The 18,948-nt window shown below is 23.5% G+C and carries 15 protein-coding genes; 8 read left to right on the top strand and 7 right to left on the bottom strand.

Features of this window, described 5'->3' with window-relative positions; translation table 11 throughout:
* Window positions 1–36 precede the first annotated feature (36 nt).
* Complete coding sequence (locus tag MarbSA_RS06040) at window positions 37–294, top strand: stationary phase-response protein (RefSeq protein WP_042702709.1); 258 nt, start codon at window positions 37–39, stop codon at window positions 292–294.
* Between the two features lie 301 nt (window positions 295–595).
* On the opposite strand, the gene MarbSA_RS06035 is transcribed toward MarbSA_RS06040, so the two are convergent.
* Both MarbSA_RS06035 and MarbSA_RS06030 read right to left on the bottom strand, forming a co-directional pair.
* Window positions 596–1,189, bottom strand: coding sequence for a class II aldolase/adducin family protein (locus MarbSA_RS06035; RefSeq protein WP_042702707.1), 594 nt, complete (start codon window positions 1,187–1,189; stop codon window positions 596–598).
* 70 nt (window positions 1,190–1,259) lie between these two features.
* Window positions 1,260–3,089, bottom strand: a complete 1,830-nt coding sequence (locus tag MarbSA_RS06030) for a DNA-directed DNA polymerase II small subunit (RefSeq protein ID WP_221061166.1) — start codon at window positions 3,087–3,089, stop codon at window positions 1,260–1,262.
* A gap of 866 nt (window positions 3,090–3,955) precedes the next feature.
* Here MarbSA_RS06030 and MarbSA_RS06025 point away from each other — a divergent pair.
* The 6 genes from MarbSA_RS06025 (at window position 3,956) to MarbSA_RS06000 (ending at window position 10,432) form a co-directional block, all read left to right on the top strand.
* The gene (locus MarbSA_RS06025; RefSeq protein WP_042702704.1) at window positions 3,956–4,510 is read left to right on the top strand and encodes a hypothetical protein; all 555 of its coding nucleotides are present in this window, start codon (window positions 3,956–3,958) and stop codon (window positions 4,508–4,510) included.
* A 112-nt stretch (window positions 4,511–4,622) separates the two neighbouring features.
* The gene (gene cobJ / locus MarbSA_RS06020; RefSeq protein WP_221061165.1) at window positions 4,623–5,729 is read left to right on the top strand and encodes a precorrin-3B C(17)-methyltransferase; all 1,107 of its coding nucleotides are present in this window, start codon (window positions 4,623–4,625) and stop codon (window positions 5,727–5,729) included.
* Between the two features lie 13 nt (window positions 5,730–5,742).
* Window positions 5,743–6,363, top strand: a complete 621-nt coding sequence (locus MarbSA_RS06015) for a potassium channel family protein (RefSeq protein ID WP_042702701.1) — start codon at window positions 5,743–5,745, stop codon at window positions 6,361–6,363.
* A 260-nt stretch (window positions 6,364–6,623) separates the two neighbouring features.
* A complete protein-coding gene (locus MarbSA_RS06010) occupies window positions 6,624–7,976 on the top strand; it encodes a magnesium transporter (RefSeq protein WP_221061164.1) in 1,353 nt (450 codons plus the stop codon).
* Between the two features lie 168 nt (window positions 7,977–8,144).
* Window positions 8,145–9,224, top strand: coding sequence for a hypothetical protein (locus MarbSA_RS06005; protein WP_221061163.1), 1,080 nt, complete (start codon window positions 8,145–8,147; stop codon window positions 9,222–9,224).
* 287 nt (window positions 9,225–9,511) lie between these two features.
* Window positions 9,512–10,432, top strand: coding sequence for a hypothetical protein (locus tag MarbSA_RS06000; protein WP_054835145.1), 921 nt, complete (start codon window positions 9,512–9,514; stop codon window positions 10,430–10,432).
* 26 nt (window positions 10,433–10,458) lie between these two features.
* On the opposite strand, the gene MarbSA_RS05995 is transcribed toward MarbSA_RS06000, so the two are convergent.
* From MarbSA_RS05995 to MarbSA_RS05985, 3 genes are all read right to left on the bottom strand, one after another.
* The gene (locus MarbSA_RS05995; protein ID WP_221061162.1) at window positions 10,459–11,628 is read right to left on the bottom strand and encodes a cobalt-precorrin 5A hydrolase; all 1,170 of its coding nucleotides are present in this window, start codon (window positions 11,626–11,628) and stop codon (window positions 10,459–10,461) included.
* Window positions 11,629–11,809: 181 nt separating this feature from the next.
* Window positions 11,810–12,961 (bottom strand): orc1/cdc6 family replication initiation protein, encoded by a 1,152-nt coding sequence (locus tag MarbSA_RS05990; RefSeq protein WP_054835147.1) that lies wholly within the window; start codon window positions 12,959–12,961, stop codon window positions 11,810–11,812.
* Window positions 12,962–15,070: 2,109 nt separating this feature from the next.
* Complete coding sequence (locus tag MarbSA_RS05985; RefSeq protein WP_221061161.1) at window positions 15,071–15,550, bottom strand: DUF2299 domain-containing protein; 480 nt, start codon at window positions 15,548–15,550, stop codon at window positions 15,071–15,073.
* A gap of 249 nt (window positions 15,551–15,799) precedes the next feature.
* Here MarbSA_RS05985 and MarbSA_RS05980 point away from each other — a divergent pair, with 249 nt between their 5' ends.
* Entirely contained in the window at window positions 15,800–16,864 is a 1,065-nt protein-coding gene (locus tag MarbSA_RS05980) for a cobalamin biosynthesis protein (protein ID WP_221061160.1), read from the top strand.
* Window positions 16,865–16,939: 75 nt separating this feature from the next.
* Here MarbSA_RS05980 and pyrB read toward each other — a convergent pair whose 3' ends face one another.
* Both pyrB and MarbSA_RS05970 read right to left on the bottom strand, forming a co-directional pair.
* Window positions 16,940–17,869, bottom strand: coding sequence for an aspartate carbamoyltransferase (pyrB, locus tag MarbSA_RS05975; protein ID WP_054835744.1), 930 nt, complete (start codon window positions 17,867–17,869; stop codon window positions 16,940–16,942).
* 280 nt (window positions 17,870–18,149) lie between these two features.
* Window positions 18,150–18,884 carry a tRNA (adenine-N1)-methyltransferase gene (locus MarbSA_RS05970; protein WP_054835310.1) on the bottom strand — a complete coding sequence of 245 codons (735 nt, stop codon included), beginning with the start codon at window positions 18,882–18,884 and terminating at the stop codon, window positions 18,150–18,152.
* Window positions 18,885–18,948 lie beyond the last annotated feature (64 nt).

Here is an 18,948-nt window from a genome sequence, read left to right as displayed (position 1 = left end):
TATTTACTATTTATTTTAATTTTTGGAGGATTATTTATGAGTAACGATATTTTTAACGAAGTTTCTGAGATTTTAAAACATATTATGGAAAATCCAAGTGTCCCTCGTAATATTAGAAGGGCTGCTGATGAATCTAATACACTTCTTAACAATAAAGAAGAAGATGAAACTGTAAGAGCAAGTGCAGTTATCTTAATATTAGATGAAATTAGTAACGATCCTAATATACCTATTCATGCAAGAACCCTTATTTGGGAAGTTTTAAGTAAATTAGAGTCAATTAAAACAAATTAAACATATATTCCATATCAGTATTTTTTTATTAAGTATTTAATAGATATTTATTAGCTAGTTAATAAATATATAGTTACTTAATTAATATTTAATTATTTTTTAGTTATTTATTACTTATAAATACTTAATATGATTTTTTAACCTTTTTATTGCTTTTCAATATTTATTTTTTAATTATTTAATGTTTTTTTATTTAGTCAATTTTTATCTATAATCTTAATTATATGAATCTTAATACTAAGAATCTTAATACAAAAAATCTTAATACTAAAAATATTATTTTTTATGAATCTCAATCATATTAAAATGAGTCTGATAGATTCAAAGTATGTGAAATGAACTGAGTTTTAGCTATATCTTCAACAAATTCCGCCAATGAACATGCTTCTTCAATATTTTTTCCTGTTGATATAACTCCATGATTTTTTAAAATCAATACATCTTCATTTTTAAGTGCTTCAGCAGATTTAACAGCTAATTCATTGCTTCCAGGTTTTTCATAGTCAATTTCTGCCAAGTATGGGGAAATTATTTCACCAAATCCCTCTAATCTTTTTATCCGTTTGTTAGAAAATGCAAAACCAGTTGCAAAAGGAGAATGAGTATGAACAATTGCACCAATATCATCTTTTTCTTTATATATAGCTAGATGTAAGTATATTTCAGAAGAAGGAGTTCCTTTAGTTAAATTGTTCCCATCAATATCAACTAATATTATTTCTTCTTCTTTTACTTTACCTAATGACCTCATAGTAGGAGTAATAGCTATAACATCCATTCCATTATCATTAAATCTAGCACTAACATTTCCAGCTTTTCCAGAAACTAATTTACGTTCAAAAAGATATTTTGAAACATTAACAACACTTTTAATATTATCATCTTTATCACTCATTTCATCACCAAATAGAACTGAAAGATTATTTTAAAATATATAGCTGAACGATCATTTAAAAATATTTATTCTAAATAAAATTTAACTTTTTATAAACGCCTCTATGAAGAATTGGAACTTCAGCACAAGTTGGAAGAATATTATGAACCTTTTGAAACTCAGTCTGAGTTTGAAAAGTTCCTGAATTAATCATATGAATTCCTTTATAATTTTTATATGTATTTATATGAACATGACCAGTATGGAAAATATCAGGAACATTATCAATTACAAGATGATCTTCAAGTTCTGATGCCAAAGGAGTTCTCTCTCCATATATCGGTGCTAAATGACGTTTATTTAATAATTCTTCCATTATAAGATCATTTCTTTCATGTGAAAATCCTTTAACAGTAATAGCAATATCATCAAAACCACGGCCATGATAAATAAGAGTATTCCAACCATCAAGACTAATAATCGCTGGATTACTTACAAATTCTACATTATTTAAATCATAAAGAGATTTTGCATATTTTTCAGGTATTGCAGGTTGTGGTTCAGCCACTCTTGAAGCATCGTGGTTTCCAGGAGATATAATAATCTTTACATCACTTCTAATATCTCCAAGAAGTCTAGCTGCCTCTTCATATTGTTCTGAAATATCTTTAATAGCTAATTCCTTGTCTTGATTAGGGTAGACACCAATACCATCCACAATATCCCCACCAACTATCAAATATTTAACATCTTCACCAATGGATTTTTGCTCTTCTGTTCCATAATCACCATTTAACCATTTAGTAAATCTTATAAAAGCATCTTCGAGAAAAGTTAAACTACCGATATGTATATCCGAAGTAAAAGCCGCGGAAAAATTCATTGATTTTTTCGCAATTCTTGGTACGCCTGGTTGGATAATTTGATTTGCAATAGCTAAATCTCCCTTTTTTTCAGCAAGAATACCAACAACTTCATCTTTAACAAGCTTTTCTGATTCTCTAAAAAGTTCATGGTTGTCTTTATGGAAAAGAACACTTATTTCACCTGTATCATCATCAAATACAATTATCTTATGTCCATTTTTAGTAGACCTAATCTCTTTAACCATTACAATTAAACTTAAATCTGTAGCTTTTTCTTCTAAATCAGAAATTTTCTGATATGCTTTGAGTTCAGGTCTTTTAGATAAAATATTTGATAATTTAGAGTATCTATTCTTAAAATAAGTGATTAAATTTCCAATTTCTCCATTAGTATAAGATTTCTTAGTAGTATCTTGAATTACTTTATAATTATAGTCTATATTACAAGGATCGAGATTTCTTTTACATTCAGAAGGTGAAAATCTATTTTTTTCAACATTATTTTTAGTATTAAAAGTAATATCATTAGAATTTGCTTCAGCACTATCAATATGGTCAAAATCAGATTTAAAATCAGATAACTGTGATTCTGAGTTAATTAAGCTAGATTTTAACTTAAAATTCTTAAAATCGGTTTTTTTAGTTTCAAATTTATTATTATTGAGATTATTGATGTTTTGATTATTAGCCTTAGATTTATTATTAAAATTAGTATTAAGCCCAGTATTAAAATTAGTATTAAGATTAGTATTGGGTTTATTATTATTAAAGTTAGATTTTTCATTATTATTTAGAGTTTTTTGAGATTTATGAATTGAACCGTCTGAATCATTATTTTGGTTTGGAATAGCTAACCCTAAGGTTTTAATAAAGTCCTCAACAATATCCACTCTTAAGGAGATTAAATCCTCTTTAGAAAATTCTTGACTTTTTAATTTAACAATTAAAGATGAAGAAAAATCTAAAGGATCATCCAAATTATTTATTAAATAATAAGCTTCAGGAGATAAGTTAATATTTTTTTTAGCAAATTTAAAAAGAACTTCTGTTGTCATTTATATCTATCGTTGTTTTTATGTAAAATCCACAAAATATTTTATTATAATTATAGTTTATTTTACTTTATTTTTTCTTGCTATTAAATTTTATTTTTAGTTATTATATTTTAACTTATTTTACTATAAAATCTCTTGTTATGAAATCTATTTATATAGTTTCTATTAATACAATCTCATTTGTATAATAGTCTATTATATAATTTTAGTATAATTTAAAATTAATTCATGTATTTTTAAATTTGCATGTTTAATGTTTAGCATTTTACAACAAATACTTTACAATAATACTAAAAATAATTATAAATCAATATTTAATAAAAATATAAAAATAGTTAATTTTATTAAACTAAATAAACAAAGTTAATTTAATATATATTATTAATAAATAGAATATATTAAAATGAATTTAAAAATTATTTATTTTATATTCTTATAAATTTTATATTTCTTACAAGTCTATATTTTTTAAAAGTTTTATGTTTTTATAAAATTTTAGTGATACTTTAAAACTTATTGAATAAAGATGAATTACAGAAAAATATTTAATGTATCTACTTTTAAAATATAGTTTCTCGAATAAATAGTTTCTTGAAGTATAATTAATAATTAAAATATAATATTAATACTTGAAATGCATCAATACTTATTATAATTTTAAATTATATAATTAATTTATAAACAACATGAATTATTATAAAATATGTTAATTTAGCTTATTAAACGATGGGTAATTAATGATTTAAAAGATAATTAATAACTTATAACAATATACAATGAATATTAAATAATTAATAACAATTAAATGTTATATTAATAAATATTACTAATTAAATATTATATTAATTAAAATATTAGGTGATAGTATGCCAAAAGCACTTAAGATAATTCTCATCTTATTACTTTTTATAGGATTTTTTGAAGCAGGTCTTCTTAGCTCATATACAATCGTCACTTCAGAGCCACCAGATGTTAAAGGACTTATTGACCTACAAATAAATACCATTGCAGAATTATTTAGCTCTGAAAATATTAATAGTGTTCTGATTAAGGATCCTCAAAAAGTAAATGTTACAAACAAAGTAGATGTGAGTGAAAATTTAACGTCTCTTGCAAAAGTTGATGGTGTGGATATAGATAGTATGAACTTTACTACCTATTCTGGTTCCAGTGAAGGTAAAATTTCAGTCAATATTACTGCGTTGGCTTATTCTTCACCAAATACTACATCCGGGAGAATTGTATTGTCTGGAACCCCTGATTATATTATAAAAGCCACTGCTGAAGCGAACAGTAGTGATAGTGGTATCACGGTTGATTTAAATACACTTAAAATAATTTCTATATTGAAATTCTTCAATCAAACCAGCTCTAATAGTTACTCTGTAAATAATGGTTCTGATAGGATTACTATTGGTTAAATATAAGCTTTAAAGATAGATATAAAAATAGTTAAATAATAATTAAAATAATAATTAAATATTATATTAATAGCTAATAGTAATATCATACTAATATCTAATGGTGGAAATAATGATCAATATAATTGGGATTGGACCTAGTAGAAACAATATTACAGAATCAGCTCTTAATGCTTTAAAAGAATCTGATGTTATAATTGGTTATAAAAAATATGTTGACTCAATACAGGATTTAATTAAAGATAAAGAAATCATCAAAAAAGGAATGGGAGATGAAATTTCTAGAGGAGAGCTTGCTATAAATAAAAGCTTAGAAGGAAAAAATGTTGCCTTAATTAGTTCTGGAGATCCTGGTGTTTATGGAATGGCCAACTTAATGTTTCAACTTATAAGTAAATATAATGATTTTAATCCACAACGAGATATTAAAATTTTTCCAGGTGTTAGTGCTGTTAATTTTGCAGCTTCTCTTCTTGGAGCACCACTCCATGATTTTGCAGTTATAAGTTTAAGTGATATATTAACACCATTATCAGAGATAGGAAAAAAAATAGAATTTGCATCAAAAGCTAACTTAATTATGGCCATATACAATCCAATTAGTAAAACCAGGAAAAAACCTTTTAGAATGTTTAAAAAAATACTAAATGAAACAAAAGATTCTAAAACATTAATTGGAATTGTTGATAGTAGTGAAAGTGGGTATAACAATGAAAGTCCTATAAAAACAAATATAATTACTCTTGAAGAGTTAAATGAAGAGGATATTAATATGTCCACAATATTAATTGTTGGAAACTCTTTAACCTATCTTCAAGATGGTTTCATGATTACACCTAGAGGTTATGTTATTAAATCTGAAATTCATCCACTTTCAGAAAATTTTTATAAAGAATACTTAGAAGGAACTTCTCCAATAGGACCTAATACTAGCTGTGAGTACTATCCTTGCCATGAATGTGAAAACGAGTCCCAATACTGTGATTTTTGTTATTGTCCATTTTATCCCTGTGGAGATGGATCAACTGGTGGAAAATGGATAAAAAATAAAGGTGTTTGGAGTTGTGAAGACTGTGAATGGATCCATCAAAAAAATACAGTTGAATGCATTAGAAAAGGATTAAACAATATATTAGAAGATGTTAATGATCTAAAATTAAAAAAGAAAGATTTATTAAAATTAAGAAGACAATGTATTTTAGAGAATAAAAATAATTGATAAGGATGGAAACATGGCTAGCATAAAAGATATTCTAATAGAAATGAAAAATTTATCCGAGCTAATGGTAGATTTAGCTTATTCAGCTGTACTTTTTAATAGTAAAGACGCTGCAAAAGAAGTTTTAAAGCTTGAAAATAAAGTTAATAGCTTAAATTATGAAATAAAAAAGCAATCTCTTGTGGCTGCACGTTCTGTGGAAGATGCTGAAAAATTAACTGCATTAATCGAAATAGCTGAAGCAGCTGAAAGTATTGCAAATGCAGCTAAAGATTTGGCAGATATTGTTATTAAAGGAATAAAACCACACCCAGTATTTAAAATGGTCATGGAAGAAGCAGAAGAACTTATTATAAGTGTTACTGTTGAAAAAGAATCAGAATTGTCAGATAAATCACTTGGTGAATTAGTTTTAGCTAACAGGACAGGAATGATTGTTATAGCAATTAGAAGAGATGAAACATGGATATATGGGCCTGATAAACACACTGTTATAAGAGAAGGAGATGCTTTAATTGCTAAAGGAACTGAGGTAGGCTCAGAACTCCTTAAAAAATTAGCTAATAGCGAAATTGACTTTGATGAAATATCCGATATAGTTGATGAAGAAGGACAATCGCAATCTGGAGATTAAAAATACTGAAAGATTAAAAATAACTGATTAAATAAAATATTTAAATAATTTAATTACACTTGAAATATACGTTTAAATTTATTAAAAATAAATATTTAAGAATAATAATAAATATATTAGAATAATAAATATTTTAGAGTAATAATAAGTCTATTATTATAATAATAAATATTTAAAGTAGTATAATATTAAATAAGCTTTTAAAAATAAAATAAAACTATTAACCAGAAGAGTTGGAATTATGTTTGTAGGTGATATTTATGAAGAAAATAAAACTTCTATTGAAGATGATTCGCCAAATATTTTCAATAATAATATCATTCATAGTCAACTCTTTTATATTCATATATAGAAAGATAAATTATTTATTTTCTATTCCTTATCTAATAGGCCACAGATTTAAGTATTTCTTTAAGGAAACAAATGATGTGTTAAGAGAGGCATTTATTGCTCTTTTAATATGTGCTATTGGAGATTTATTTGCAGGCATTATTATTGGAAATATGACAAGTTTTTTAGCCGCGTTTCCAGGGCTCTTAGTTATTATTCCAGGAGCTATTGGAATGAGGGGAAACATATTTGGAGCTCTTGGTTCACGATTAGCTACAAATCTTCATATAGGTTTATTGTCCCCTAAATTTAAGCGTTCTAAGATTTTATCAGAGAACATATTATCTTCACTTATTTTAACTATGATACTTTCTATTTTTTTAGCATTTTTAGCTAAAGGAATATGTATAATATTTGGATTTGAAAGCATAAGTTTAGTTGACTTTACATTAATTTCACTATTTGCAGGAGTTATTTCAAGTGTAATAATGCTACCACTAACTATGTTAATATCACTTAAAAGTTTTGAAAATGGGTGGGATCCAGATAATATATCAACTCCAGTTATAGCTGCTTTTGGAGATTTATTCACATTACCTGCTATCATTTTAGCTGTAATTTTAGTTTCTTTTTTATCAAGTGTGATTTTAAAATATAGTGTGTTTATATTTATAATATTAATCGCTATTTTAAGTTTTATTTATGGAATAAAAGCAGGTGGGGAAATGAAAAAAATTTTAAAACAATCCACTCCAGTACTGCTTGTTTGTTCATTTTTAGGAGTTACAGCAGGCGGATTTTTAAATAACTCTATTAATACTCTTCTTAAAAATCCGAGTCTTTTAACTTTAGTTCCACTTTTTTCTGGTGAAAGTGGAAACCTTGTTAGTATTCTAGGAGCAAGACTTTCATCTGCACTTCATTCAGGTTTAATAAGTCCAGTATTAAAACCAGAAAAGATAACAATTAGAAATTTCTCAATAATAATTTTTTTAGCAATAATTATATATCCAATTATTGGATTATTAGCAGAATTATCTTCAAAACTCCTTAATATACCAGGTTTAGGTTTTATACCTATCATAGGGATAAGTACAATAGCAGGTATACTTTTAATAAGTGTTATGCTTTTAATAGTATTTTTAATATCTTCATTATCATATAAAAATGGTTTAGACCCAGATAATATTGTAATTCCAATTTCAACAAGTGTTACTGATTCTCTATCATCTTTAACATTGATTTCAATTTCTATAATGATTTTAAGCCTTTTAAATTTATAAATAAATCTTCTTCTGTTCTTTATTAAATCTTTGAAAACTTTTTATTTTTTAGTTTATTTTATGTTTTAAAGTAAATTTTTGAAAATTAATATAATAATCACTCTTAGAAGCATTATTAAGTTTAAAATTAAGTAATATACTTATATAAAGATTTATAAATAGTTTTTCATGAAATTATTAGAAGTTATAAGTTTATACTATAAAAAAATTAATTCTATAAAAAATATTAATTTTAAAAGTTTTGATTTTAAAAATTATCATTTAAAAAGAATAGGTAAAAATAATCTATTTAAGGAAAAGAAAGGCAGTATTTTTACAGGCTTATCATTATTATTTATTTTTTGTTTTATAATAAGCATTATATTGATTTTAAACTTTTCAATATCCTATCAAGAAATAATTAGTGCTTCTGAAGATTCAAACTCTTTTAATTATGTAATTGAGAATCATAATAAGAATATTCCAGTTCTTAGTAAAGTTGTGATTAGTAAATTAACTGATGATGTTATTAAAAACCATAATCCAAGTTATGATAGTAGAGAAATAGTTAAAGATGAAATACAAAAGAAGTTAGAAAAACAAGAAGAATATTACCAATTAAAAAATGGCATAAATATTGAAAATGAGGTTTTATCTGTTTACAATGGAAAAGATCCATTTCATATTAATGTGAAAACTCTCGTCAATGCAAAAAAAGGAAAAGAATCATATAGTAATGTGGTTGAAAGTGTTGTTTCAATTGAAGGGCTTAAAGATCCTTTGCCTTTTTTAATGTGTAGAGAGCACCCCACACTAATTGAAAATGGCACAAAAATAGATTATAATGATGCATTATCATATTATATGGTTAAAAATGGACTTTTAAATCCAAAAATTTATGAAAATGCTACTGGTTCTTTGATAATAAGAAAATGTATATATGATCCTTATAAAATCCATGGCGAAGGATATTGCATGAAAAATTGCATTGATAATGGCTATTTTCATGAAAGTGCAGATGGAAGCTGTTATTTATGCCGTTTAGAAGGTAAAGGAAGTTGTTATCATTATGGGTTGGAAGTTTTTATTGTTCCTCAGCCTAAAAAAAATATTAATGGAAATATAACTGAAAAATCCATTTCTGGATCAGATCACGTGCTTTTCAATGATCATTATCCTGGAAATATTGTTGAATTCTTTAAAAAAGATGATATATCTGAAATATTAGTTATAGATGACTCTCATAGAGCTAAATATGGGATTTTATGAAAATTGGATTTATATAAAACTATTTAAAAATGGTTAAATTTTAATTAAAATCTATTTAAAATTAGTAGTTAATAAATAGTTAAAAATAGTTAAAAAAACATTTTAAAGGAATTTCAAAGAATGATTAATAAATAAAATAATAAGTAGCTAATAAATAGCTAATAAGTATCTAATAAGTATCAAATTTTAATGATGATAAAATGTTTTTAAAAGATTCAAGAGGGTTAACATTCTCAACAAACATGTTAATAACGTTATTTATGTTAATTTTAGTTTTTGGGGCTATCATGAATATTATTGACATTTCAAGTGAAAAAACAATGAATTCCCTAGAAGTACAAGAAATTGAAAGAATAACAAATGAAATAGTAGATATTTTAATAAATAATCCTGGAACACCAAAACACTGGGAAAACTTATATGATTTTAGTATTGTTAATCCAGGACTTAGTATTGAAAATAGTAGTGAAGTTAATGATGAAGAGTTTTACTTGAATACAGTTTCATTTAAAAAGCTTCAAATATTAAAAAATGGAGAATACGAAAACTTAATTACAAAAAAACTATTTAAAAACAAAATTAAAAGTTCTATTAGTATTTATCCTATTAACTCTAGTATTGACCCTATTACTATAAGTGATGATTTTAATAATCACGAAACTAGTTCATCAAACATTATCGCTGTAAATAGAACTGTTAGATGCAATTTTTATAGCGATTTATCAATTATAAGTGTTTCAAACATTGATAAAATTAATAATAAGTCATACAATAATTTAAATTTATGCAATCATCGAAATATTGAAAAAAATGAGCATTTTGATGATGAAAAGTATGAATGGATTTGTAAAGGATTCAAGCTCAATAAAAACGATTTTGAGGAAAAAAACTATTATGTTGTTTTTAATGAAAATAGTGTGAACAAAGAAAATTATTGGGTTTTAGACACTATAAAAAATCATTCAAACGATGAAAAAATAATTAATAGTAATAAAATTAATTTAAATGATCAGCTAAACCAATTTTTTGAAAATGAAAACTCAATGATATTTTATTTACATTCAAAAATTAACAAAAATAATATAGATAAATATGAGTATGTATTAATAGAAGTTCCAAAAGATTTGGACATCAGCAGCTTTAACATTGATTATTTTAAAGACCAAGATTGTTATTTCATTATGAAAAGTTATTATGATGAAAATTAGATATAAAAAATATTTAAAGCTTTAAATTAATTAGAAACTGCAACTGCAACTGTAACACCATTAATAGCTATTTTTTTATGAATAAGTTTTGAATTATTTTCATTTTTATTTGCTATTATAAGAGCTGCTGGTTCAGCTACTCCAGGGATATTAAATTTGTTTTTTACAAAATCTGAATGAGATATGGTTTTATTATTTAATCTTCTTATTTCATTTAAAGATACGATTTTCAAGGGTGTCTTAAGATGTTTAGCTGTTTTTAAAATTCCTTCCTCATTAGATTTAATTTCAACTGTAGCAATTGCATCAATCCGTCCCAGAGGAAGTTTTAAATTATGCATAGCTAGTTTAATAGCATTTAAAACGTTTTTTTCTTTTATATCTGCTCTTGATCCAATTCCAACAACTAATTTTTTTTGTTTAAAAAATAGGTAGTGATTGTTAAAATTAGCAAAAATATCGAAATAATTATCTTTATACATATTATTATATTCATCTTGATTAGATTTAGTATTAGAATTATATACTGAATTAGTAATTGTAGATGAAATAAATATATTATCAATATTATTTATTGACATTTCATTATCTTTTAGGTCAATGATTTCAACTGTATTTTTATTTTTATTAGTTAAAAAATCATTTAAATCGCGGATATATCTTACATTAGAATTTTCATCATTATTTAAAAAAATTTTAATATTTTTTTCATCTAAAATTGCTTTATTGAATTCTAAAATTTCATTTTTATTGATAATTTCCCAATAATATTTGTTTGAAAGAGAATCAATACCAATTTTATTATTAATATCTGTGGCAGTAGTTATTACTGGTTCTGAATTAATTAATTTAGATATTTTTAAAGCTAATTCATTTGCCCTGCCGAGATGACCAGAAAGTAAACTAATAGTAAACTTTCCATTATCATCCATAGCTAAAATAGCAGGATCAATGGCTTTATTCTTAATTTTTTTAGCTATAGATCTTATAAGGATTCCTGTAGCCATTATTCCAATAATAGCATCATATTTTAAAGTTTTATCCTCATTATCGATAAAAATATTGTCAATATTATTTTTAATATTCTTATGATATGTATCAACAGTGATTATAGTTGGATCTTTAGATAATAACGATTTAAGTTTTGATGAAAGGATTTTTCCTTTTTTTGAAACTGATAATATTGCAATATTCATATATAATCCTTCATAGAAAGGGTTCAATTTAAATAAAAAATTGAATAATAATAAATTGAATAATAATAAAAGTTAAATTATAAAGTTTGAAATAATAATTTAAATGATAATATAATCTAAATTATTTGAATAATAATCTTATCATAACCTAAATAATCAAAACAATAGTAAATAATAAACATTAAATAGAATATAGTGCATCCTCTAATATGTCATTATCACACTGTAAAGAAATTATATTAGTTCTTCCTCTACCACGCCCTCTTGAAATTGTGTTTGTAGAAATAATTCCAAGCATTTCAAGTTCATTGATAAAGTCAAAAATTCTTCTATATGAAACTGTATCTCCTTTAGAAACCTCTTTATATGTATCATAAAGTTTACCAGAGGTAATTTCTTCTTTTTCCTGAGTTAAATTTAAAATTGCTTCTAACACTCTCTGTTGTTGAGCAGGTAGTGTGGTAATAAGATCTGTTATTTTATTATGTTCAATCTTATCTTTTGCTTCTCTAACATAGTCACCATGGACAAGCTTAGACTCTTTTTCATCAGCTATTTCACCAGCTGTTCTTAAAAGATCCAATGCATACCTTGCATCTCCTTCTTCTTTAGCAGCCATAGCTGCACAAAGAGGAATAACGTCATTTGTTAATGTTTCTGGGTTAAAAGATAGTCTTGATCTTTCTTCTAAGATATCAACTAACTGTTGAGCTCCATAAGGAGGAAAAACAATTTCTCTATCTCTAAAACTACTCATAACTCTGCTTTTAATGAATTTTTTAAAATCAACATAATTACTTATAGATAATATTGACACATTATCAGTTCTTGTTAGTGTATAAAGAATCCCATCTCCGTCATTCTTAAGAAGAATATCTATCTCATCTAAAACAACAATCAAGATCATCTTATTTCCATATAAATTAGATTTAAGAATATCTCTAAAAGTATTTACAACTTCTGCCTTAGTCCATCCTCTATAAGGAACATCTCTTCCCATTTGTTGACAAAGTTTAGCTATAACCTGATATTCTGTTGTATAATCTGTACATCTAATATATTCAGTTCTAATTCTTAATTCTTTATTAGATGCAGCTTCTTCTAATTGTTTCATTGCAAATTTAGCTGCTGCAGTTTTTCCAGTCCCTGTTTTTCCATAAATAGTTACATCAGAAGGTGTTACATTGTTTAAAGCTTCTATCCAGTATTTAGCTATGCCCGTAATCTGGTCTTTTCTATGAGGTAAGTTATCAGGTAAAAATCTGTGGTCTAAATATTGTTTATCTTTAAAAACGGAACCTTTGTCAGCCAAATTATCAAAAATATTAGTCATTGCATCACCAGTGTTTGAATTATGATATTAATGTTAATTTATGTATAATATATAGTAAAATTACAGCCATTGCTAGGTTTACAAAAGTTTATATTTCATAATACTAAATTCACTTATTAATCTTCTTATATAGTAATAAAATACATACTTTTTTCAATTGAATATAATTTAAAGATTTATGAATAATTAAAATATAAATGCCACATTTTTCAATATCATATTATCATATAATTACTATCAAATTGTAATTACTATAAATAAAATAATATTGAAATATCTTGTAGATTAAATATCAATATTAGTATTACATATCAATATAATCTCTAAATATCATATAATATCAAGAGTATCAATATATAAAACATAATAAAATAATAAATAAAAATAATAAAAATACAAAACAAATATACGAAAATATTTAATTTATGTATTTGATTATTATCTAACTTTTATTAAATTATTTTAATATGCAATGTTTTAATAAAAGTATAACTCAAATCAATATATTATAGATAAAAAAATATAATAAATTTAAACCTAGACATTATTTTGTATTTTTACTATTTTTATTTGGTTTTTATACTATAAGATAATATGACAAGTGTATGTTTAAAATTACGTTTGTTTAAAATTATAATTTTTTATCTAATGCTATTTATGAGCCTAAAAATACACCTTAAAATATAATAAATATTGATTTTTATCTAAAAAAATTAATTTTAGATATTTTTTAAGATTTTTTATCAATACTTTTTATTAATAATACTTTATAATGCTAAAAAATATTTATACCTAAAAAATATTTATTATAGAAAATACTTATTCTAAAAAAATATTATTAATAAAAATACCTAATAATAAAAGTTTCTATAAAATTTTTAAATGTTTCAAGTGTATCCTATACTTCAAGTGTAATATTAGAAATTAAAACATATAAACTTATTTATTAAAAAACTTTAAAAAAATAATAAAAATAATCAAGTTCAAAAATCAATCATACAATGGATTAAAGAGTTTAAAGTAATTAATTTAAAAAATTAAAAATATTAGTACTATAAATTATAAAACAATTTATTTTAATTGTTTTTTTAAGTTAAATTAATAATATTATCTTTTTTTATCCATAAAAAAAGAATATTTAATTTTATAATTAAAAACAAATCAATTAAATCGAATGAAATTATATGAAAAAAATTATAAAACAAATTTTTTAATATTATTAGATATAATAGAGAAAAAAAGAAAATATTGAAAATATTAAAATATTAAACATTAAATATATATTTTTTTAAGAAATCTGAACATATATTTCAAGTGTAATTAGATTATCTAAGTCTTTATTTTTTATTAAAAAAATCAGTATTAATTTATTATAAAAAAAATAAATTAAAATATTCATTTTACGATAATAAACAAAATTCAATAATAAACAAAAATTTTAAGGATATAGCATTAATACTTTAAAAAAATCATTATATGAAAAAATTAAAAAATAATCCAATAATAAAAATCAAATAAAATTCGTTACTTTTAAAATTTTTTTATTTTATAGTTTAAATATATTTTTTAATTATGTACATTTAAATAAAAAAGGAAGTGAGAGGTGTATTGCAAGTGAAAGTTATTTTTCAAAAAAAGAAAATTCAAGACATCTATTTCAAGTGTAATTTTATTATATTTTTTAAAAATTAAAATCTATTTAAAAATATTTAATTAAAATTTCAAGCATTTAAATTAGTTTAAATAATAAAATAGCTTATAAAAATGTTTTTTTAAAAAAATCAATACTAAATATTGAAAAAATAGATCAATGAAAGGCTAATTTCTAATTTTTTCAGTTGAAATGCATGTCTTCAATCATACAAAATACTAAAATTAACTTTCACTTGCAATACACCTCTCACACTCACAAAATATATAATTGTCAATAATTAATATAAACATACATTTCAAGTGTAAAACTTTGAAAAATTATAATGTATAAAAGTCAATATATAAAAATTAATTATATAAAAAATATATTTAATTAAGATATATTAATTAATATAAATAATAATATTATAAAATTAATAATATAAAATAAATAAAAAATATTAAAAATAATAAGTATTAAACAAACATACTATTATCATTTATTTGCGAATTTTCACCTTCACCAAATGTTTTACCAGTTATCCAAATACACTGTAACTTTCCTTTAAAAACTTTTTTAATTGATAATATTAAACTATTTTTTGTTAAACCATCTTCATATATTTCTTCAGAGATAACAAATCTATTTAAAACATTATCTGGATGCTCAAGCTCAAAATCAAGAAGAAACTGATTTAAAGCAAATCTAATGTCCCATATAAATTTCTCTCTTTTTTTATTCGCTGAATCTTTAATCAAAGCTACTTGTTCAGGAGCTATTTCAGATGCACAACCAATAAGTATCATATCTTCTTTATGTTTTGGCTGTATAAGATCAAGTACATGTTCATTTGGATAGTTTATAAGAAAATGGAAATTAGAAGTTTCATCAGGTATTTGTTCTTTAAATAGGCCTTCTTCAACAAGCCATTTTTTGATTATTTTTTCGTCAATCATATAATCACTGTCTATTAAGAAATTATAATATAAATTAAATTACTTTTTATATATTATAATATATTATATAAATATATAAGTAGTTATATAACTAATTTTTACTATATGTAAATTAAAGGTTAATTAAATTTTAATTATACAATAATAATTAAATATTTTTAAATAATAATTTTTATTACTCTCAAAAAAATTTAAAGAACTATTAAAATCATGAATATTAAAATCATTTTCAATGAATAAGGTTTTATAATGTATTTTCAAGATATAACTAGCTTACAATTTTTTATACCTTTTTCATTGGGTATATTGATTTTTTCAATATTATTTGATATTTTTTTAGGTGAACTACCAACAAAAATACACCCCGTAGTTTTCATTGGTAAAAATATTGAATTTTTCTTAAAATACTTAATAAAAATTAAAAACAAATTATCTGGACTTATTTTAACAATATTAGTTTTATTAATAGTAATATTATTTTTCATAGTAATATTATTAATATCTAGCTATAATCTTATTATCTTTGTGATAATATCATCGTTAATACTTTCTTCAACATTTTCAATTAGAATGCTACTTTCTTCAGCTAAATCGATTTCCAATGATTTAGAATTAGATATTAACTCTGCAAGAGTTTCCATGTCATATTTAGTAAGTAGAGATACATCTGAACTCACTGAATCTCTTATTATTTCCGCCACAATTGAAACATTATCTGAAAATATAACAGACTCTGTTATTTCACCGGTATTCTATTATATTATAGCTAATATTATCCTTATCTTAGTTTTATCTTTAGAATTGTTTAGCTTTTCTTCAGTTAATATAAATATTTTAAATATTATAATATTTTCTGTTATTATAGCTATTTTTTATAGAATAATTAATACATTAGATGCTATGGTTGGATATAAAAATGAAAAGTATTTTAATATTGGATATTTTCCAGCAAAATTAGATGATATATTGAATTATATCCCTGCTCGTCTTGGAGGAGTTTTAACAGTTTTAGCATCTTTTTTATATAGAAATCAAGGATTTAATTATAAAAATAGCTATTTAACAATGTTAAATGATGCTAAAAAATGCCCATCCCCAAATTCTGGATTTACAATGGCAGCTGTTGCAGGAGCTTTAGATATTTCCCTTACAAAAAAGAATGTTTATAAAATCGGTAAGGATAAAAATGTCTTAAAAAAGAATGATATCAATAAAGCTATTAAGCTTTCTAAATTAACTATTCTTTTATCTATTTTGTTTTTAATTTTAATTTTTTTAATATTTATATTAATTATTTTTGTATTTTTGTTATAATCTTAAAATTCATTTTAATTTTTATCATAACTTTAATTTTAGAAAGAATTATTTTGATGGTGTTATTTTACCTATTTAAAATTTATTTTTAATAATATTCTTTAAAATAGCCATTCTTACAGGAACACCATAAAAAGCCTGTTCAAAATACTTATTATATTTAGTATTATCAATATCTGTAGATATTTCATCAACTCTTGGAAGAGGATGCATCACAATAAGATCTTTTCCTTTTACAAGGTCATGATCAATCAAATAAGCTCCTTTTATTTTTGAATATTCTTCTTCATCTGGAAACCTTTCTTTCTGTATTCTAGTAACATACAAAACATCAATCTCATCAATAACATCTTTCAAACTATTTGTTTCGTGAAATTTTACATTGTTCTTTTTTAGATCATGGAGAGTTTCTTTTGGCATTTTTAATTCATCAGGCGATACAAAGCTCATTTGAGCATCAAACATTCCAAGTGCATAAGCTAAAGAATGCACAGTACGGCCATATTTCAAATCCCCTACTAAAGCAACATTTAAACCTTTAATTTTATCAAATTGGCGCTTAATTGTGTAAAGATCAAGAAGAGTTTGAGTTGGATGTTGTCCAGCACCATCTCCAGCATTTATTACAGGAACATCCACAATATCTGAAATAAATTTTGCAGCTCCTTCTAAACTATGTCGAATAATAAGAGCATCTGAATAAGCTTCAAACATTTTTGATGTATCAGCTAAACTTTCTCCTTTTGAAACAGAACTAGCTGAACTTCCAGCAAAACCAACACAATTACCACCTAATCTTTTCATGGATGTTTCAAAAGATAAACGAGTTCTAGTTGAAGGTTCAAAAAACATCATTCCCAATATTTTACCTGCTAATTCATCTGAAAATTCCTGGGATTTCGCTATTTTTTCAAGATTTTCAGCTTCATTTAAAATAAATTCAATATCTTTTTTTTGAAAATCCTTTATTGATATTACATCATTCAGATTAAAAATTTTAATCACACTCTAAAAAAATTATAATAATTGTATTATATTTTTAATAGCTATATATTAGCCATACTTATATTTTTATAGTAACTCTATTTATTTATAATATCATACTTGGTTATATTCATATTTTAGCCATATACCCACATATTTAACCATAATATTCATATTAATAATATTTTGATATTTATAATAAATATGTTTATATTTATAATAATAATTTTATATAATATATTTTATTATTTATCATTAAATTTTTATTATTTTCACTTGCAATTAATGAATATTTAAAATATCAAAGTTTTCTTCCAAACATCAAATAACCACTATGCCCTATCATTCTAGTTTTAGGCCTTGTACCTTGATTTCTTACTTCAATTTCTCTTTCAAGTGTTTCAATAATTGATAAATCTAGGAAACCTATCTTTTTAGCTATTTTATATGAAGTTTCAATTTGATCTATATATGGAGCATAAACAGCAAGATATCCGCCTGTATTTAAACAACTATAAACATCTTCAAATATTTCATATGGTTTGATTAAATCAAGAAAAATTAAGTCTATTTCGTTTTCTTCAATTCCTTCTTTTATATCTTTATTTTTTATTTCAATAATGTTATCTAAACCAAATTTTTCTATATTACTTTTAGCTACCTCTGCAAAATCTTCTCTAATCTCGTAACTGTAAACATTTCCACATTCTCCAACAATATTTCCAAAATTTAAAGCTATAGCACCAGCTCCAGTACCAGCATCAACAATTCTACTTCCACTTCCAATACCACACTTTGAAATTATTGTACCAATGTCTTTTTGAATCAATATTGAACATCTTCTATCCATTAATTCTATAAAATCATTAACAGATGGTTTAATTACTTTAAATTTTTTTCCCAAGTGTGTTGTTAGTGTTTGACCTATTTTTGCATTAGCTAGATCATTTTGATCTATAATTCCTAAATCACTCTGAAAATCAGATTTTTGATCAATAATATATTTTTTAGATCTTTCATCTATTATAATTATCAATTAATCACCGTTTATTTATTATCTTTGATTTATATTGTTATTTTTATTTTATCTTTATCATTCT

The sequence above is a fragment of the Methanobrevibacter arboriphilus genome, assembly GCF_019669925.1.
Lineage (GTDB): Archaea > Methanobacteriota > Methanobacteria > Methanobacteriales > Methanobacteriaceae > Methanobinarius > Methanobinarius arboriphilus_A.
This window is presented reverse-complemented; position numbering and strand designations above follow the sequence as displayed.

Excerpts from the sequence above, each read along its gene's own strand:
- MarbSA_RS06040 (WP_042702709.1), top strand. The coding sequence starts at position 37 with ATGAGTAACGATATTTTTAACGAAGTTTCTGAGATTTTAAAACATATT.
- MarbSA_RS06035 (WP_042702707.1), bottom strand. The coding sequence starts at position 1,189 with ATGAGTGATAAAGATGATAATATTAAAAGTGTTGTTAATGTTTCAAAA.
- MarbSA_RS06030 (WP_221061166.1), bottom strand. The coding sequence starts at position 3,089 with ATGACAACAGAAGTTCTTTTTAAATTTGCTAAAAAAAATATTAACTTA.
- MarbSA_RS06025 (WP_042702704.1), top strand. The coding sequence starts at position 3,956 with ATGCCAAAAGCACTTAAGATAATTCTCATCTTATTACTTTTTATAGGA.
- cobJ (WP_221061165.1), top strand. The coding sequence starts at position 4,623 with ATGATCAATATAATTGGGATTGGACCTAGTAGAAACAATATTACAGAA.
- MarbSA_RS06015 (WP_042702701.1), top strand. The coding sequence starts at position 5,743 with ATGGCTAGCATAAAAGATATTCTAATAGAAATGAAAAATTTATCCGAG.
- MarbSA_RS06010 (WP_221061164.1), top strand. The coding sequence starts at position 6,624 with ATGAAGAAAATAAAACTTCTATTGAAGATGATTCGCCAAATATTTTCA.
- MarbSA_RS06005 (WP_221061163.1), top strand. The coding sequence starts at position 8,145 with ATGAAATTATTAGAAGTTATAAGTTTATACTATAAAAAAATTAATTCT.
- MarbSA_RS06000 (WP_054835145.1), top strand. The coding sequence starts at position 9,512 with ATGAATATTATTGACATTTCAAGTGAAAAAACAATGAATTCCCTAGAA.
- MarbSA_RS05995 (WP_221061162.1), bottom strand. The coding sequence starts at position 11,628 with ATGAATATTGCAATATTATCAGTTTCAAAAAAAGGAAAAATCCTTTCA.
- MarbSA_RS05990 (WP_054835147.1), bottom strand. The coding sequence starts at position 12,961 with ATGACTAATATTTTTGATAATTTGGCTGACAAAGGTTCCGTTTTTAAA.
- MarbSA_RS05985 (WP_221061161.1), bottom strand. The coding sequence starts at position 15,550 with ATGATTGACGAAAAAATAATCAAAAAATGGCTTGTTGAAGAAGGCCTA.
- MarbSA_RS05980 (WP_221061160.1), top strand. The coding sequence starts at position 15,800 with ATGTATTTTCAAGATATAACTAGCTTACAATTTTTTATACCTTTTTCA.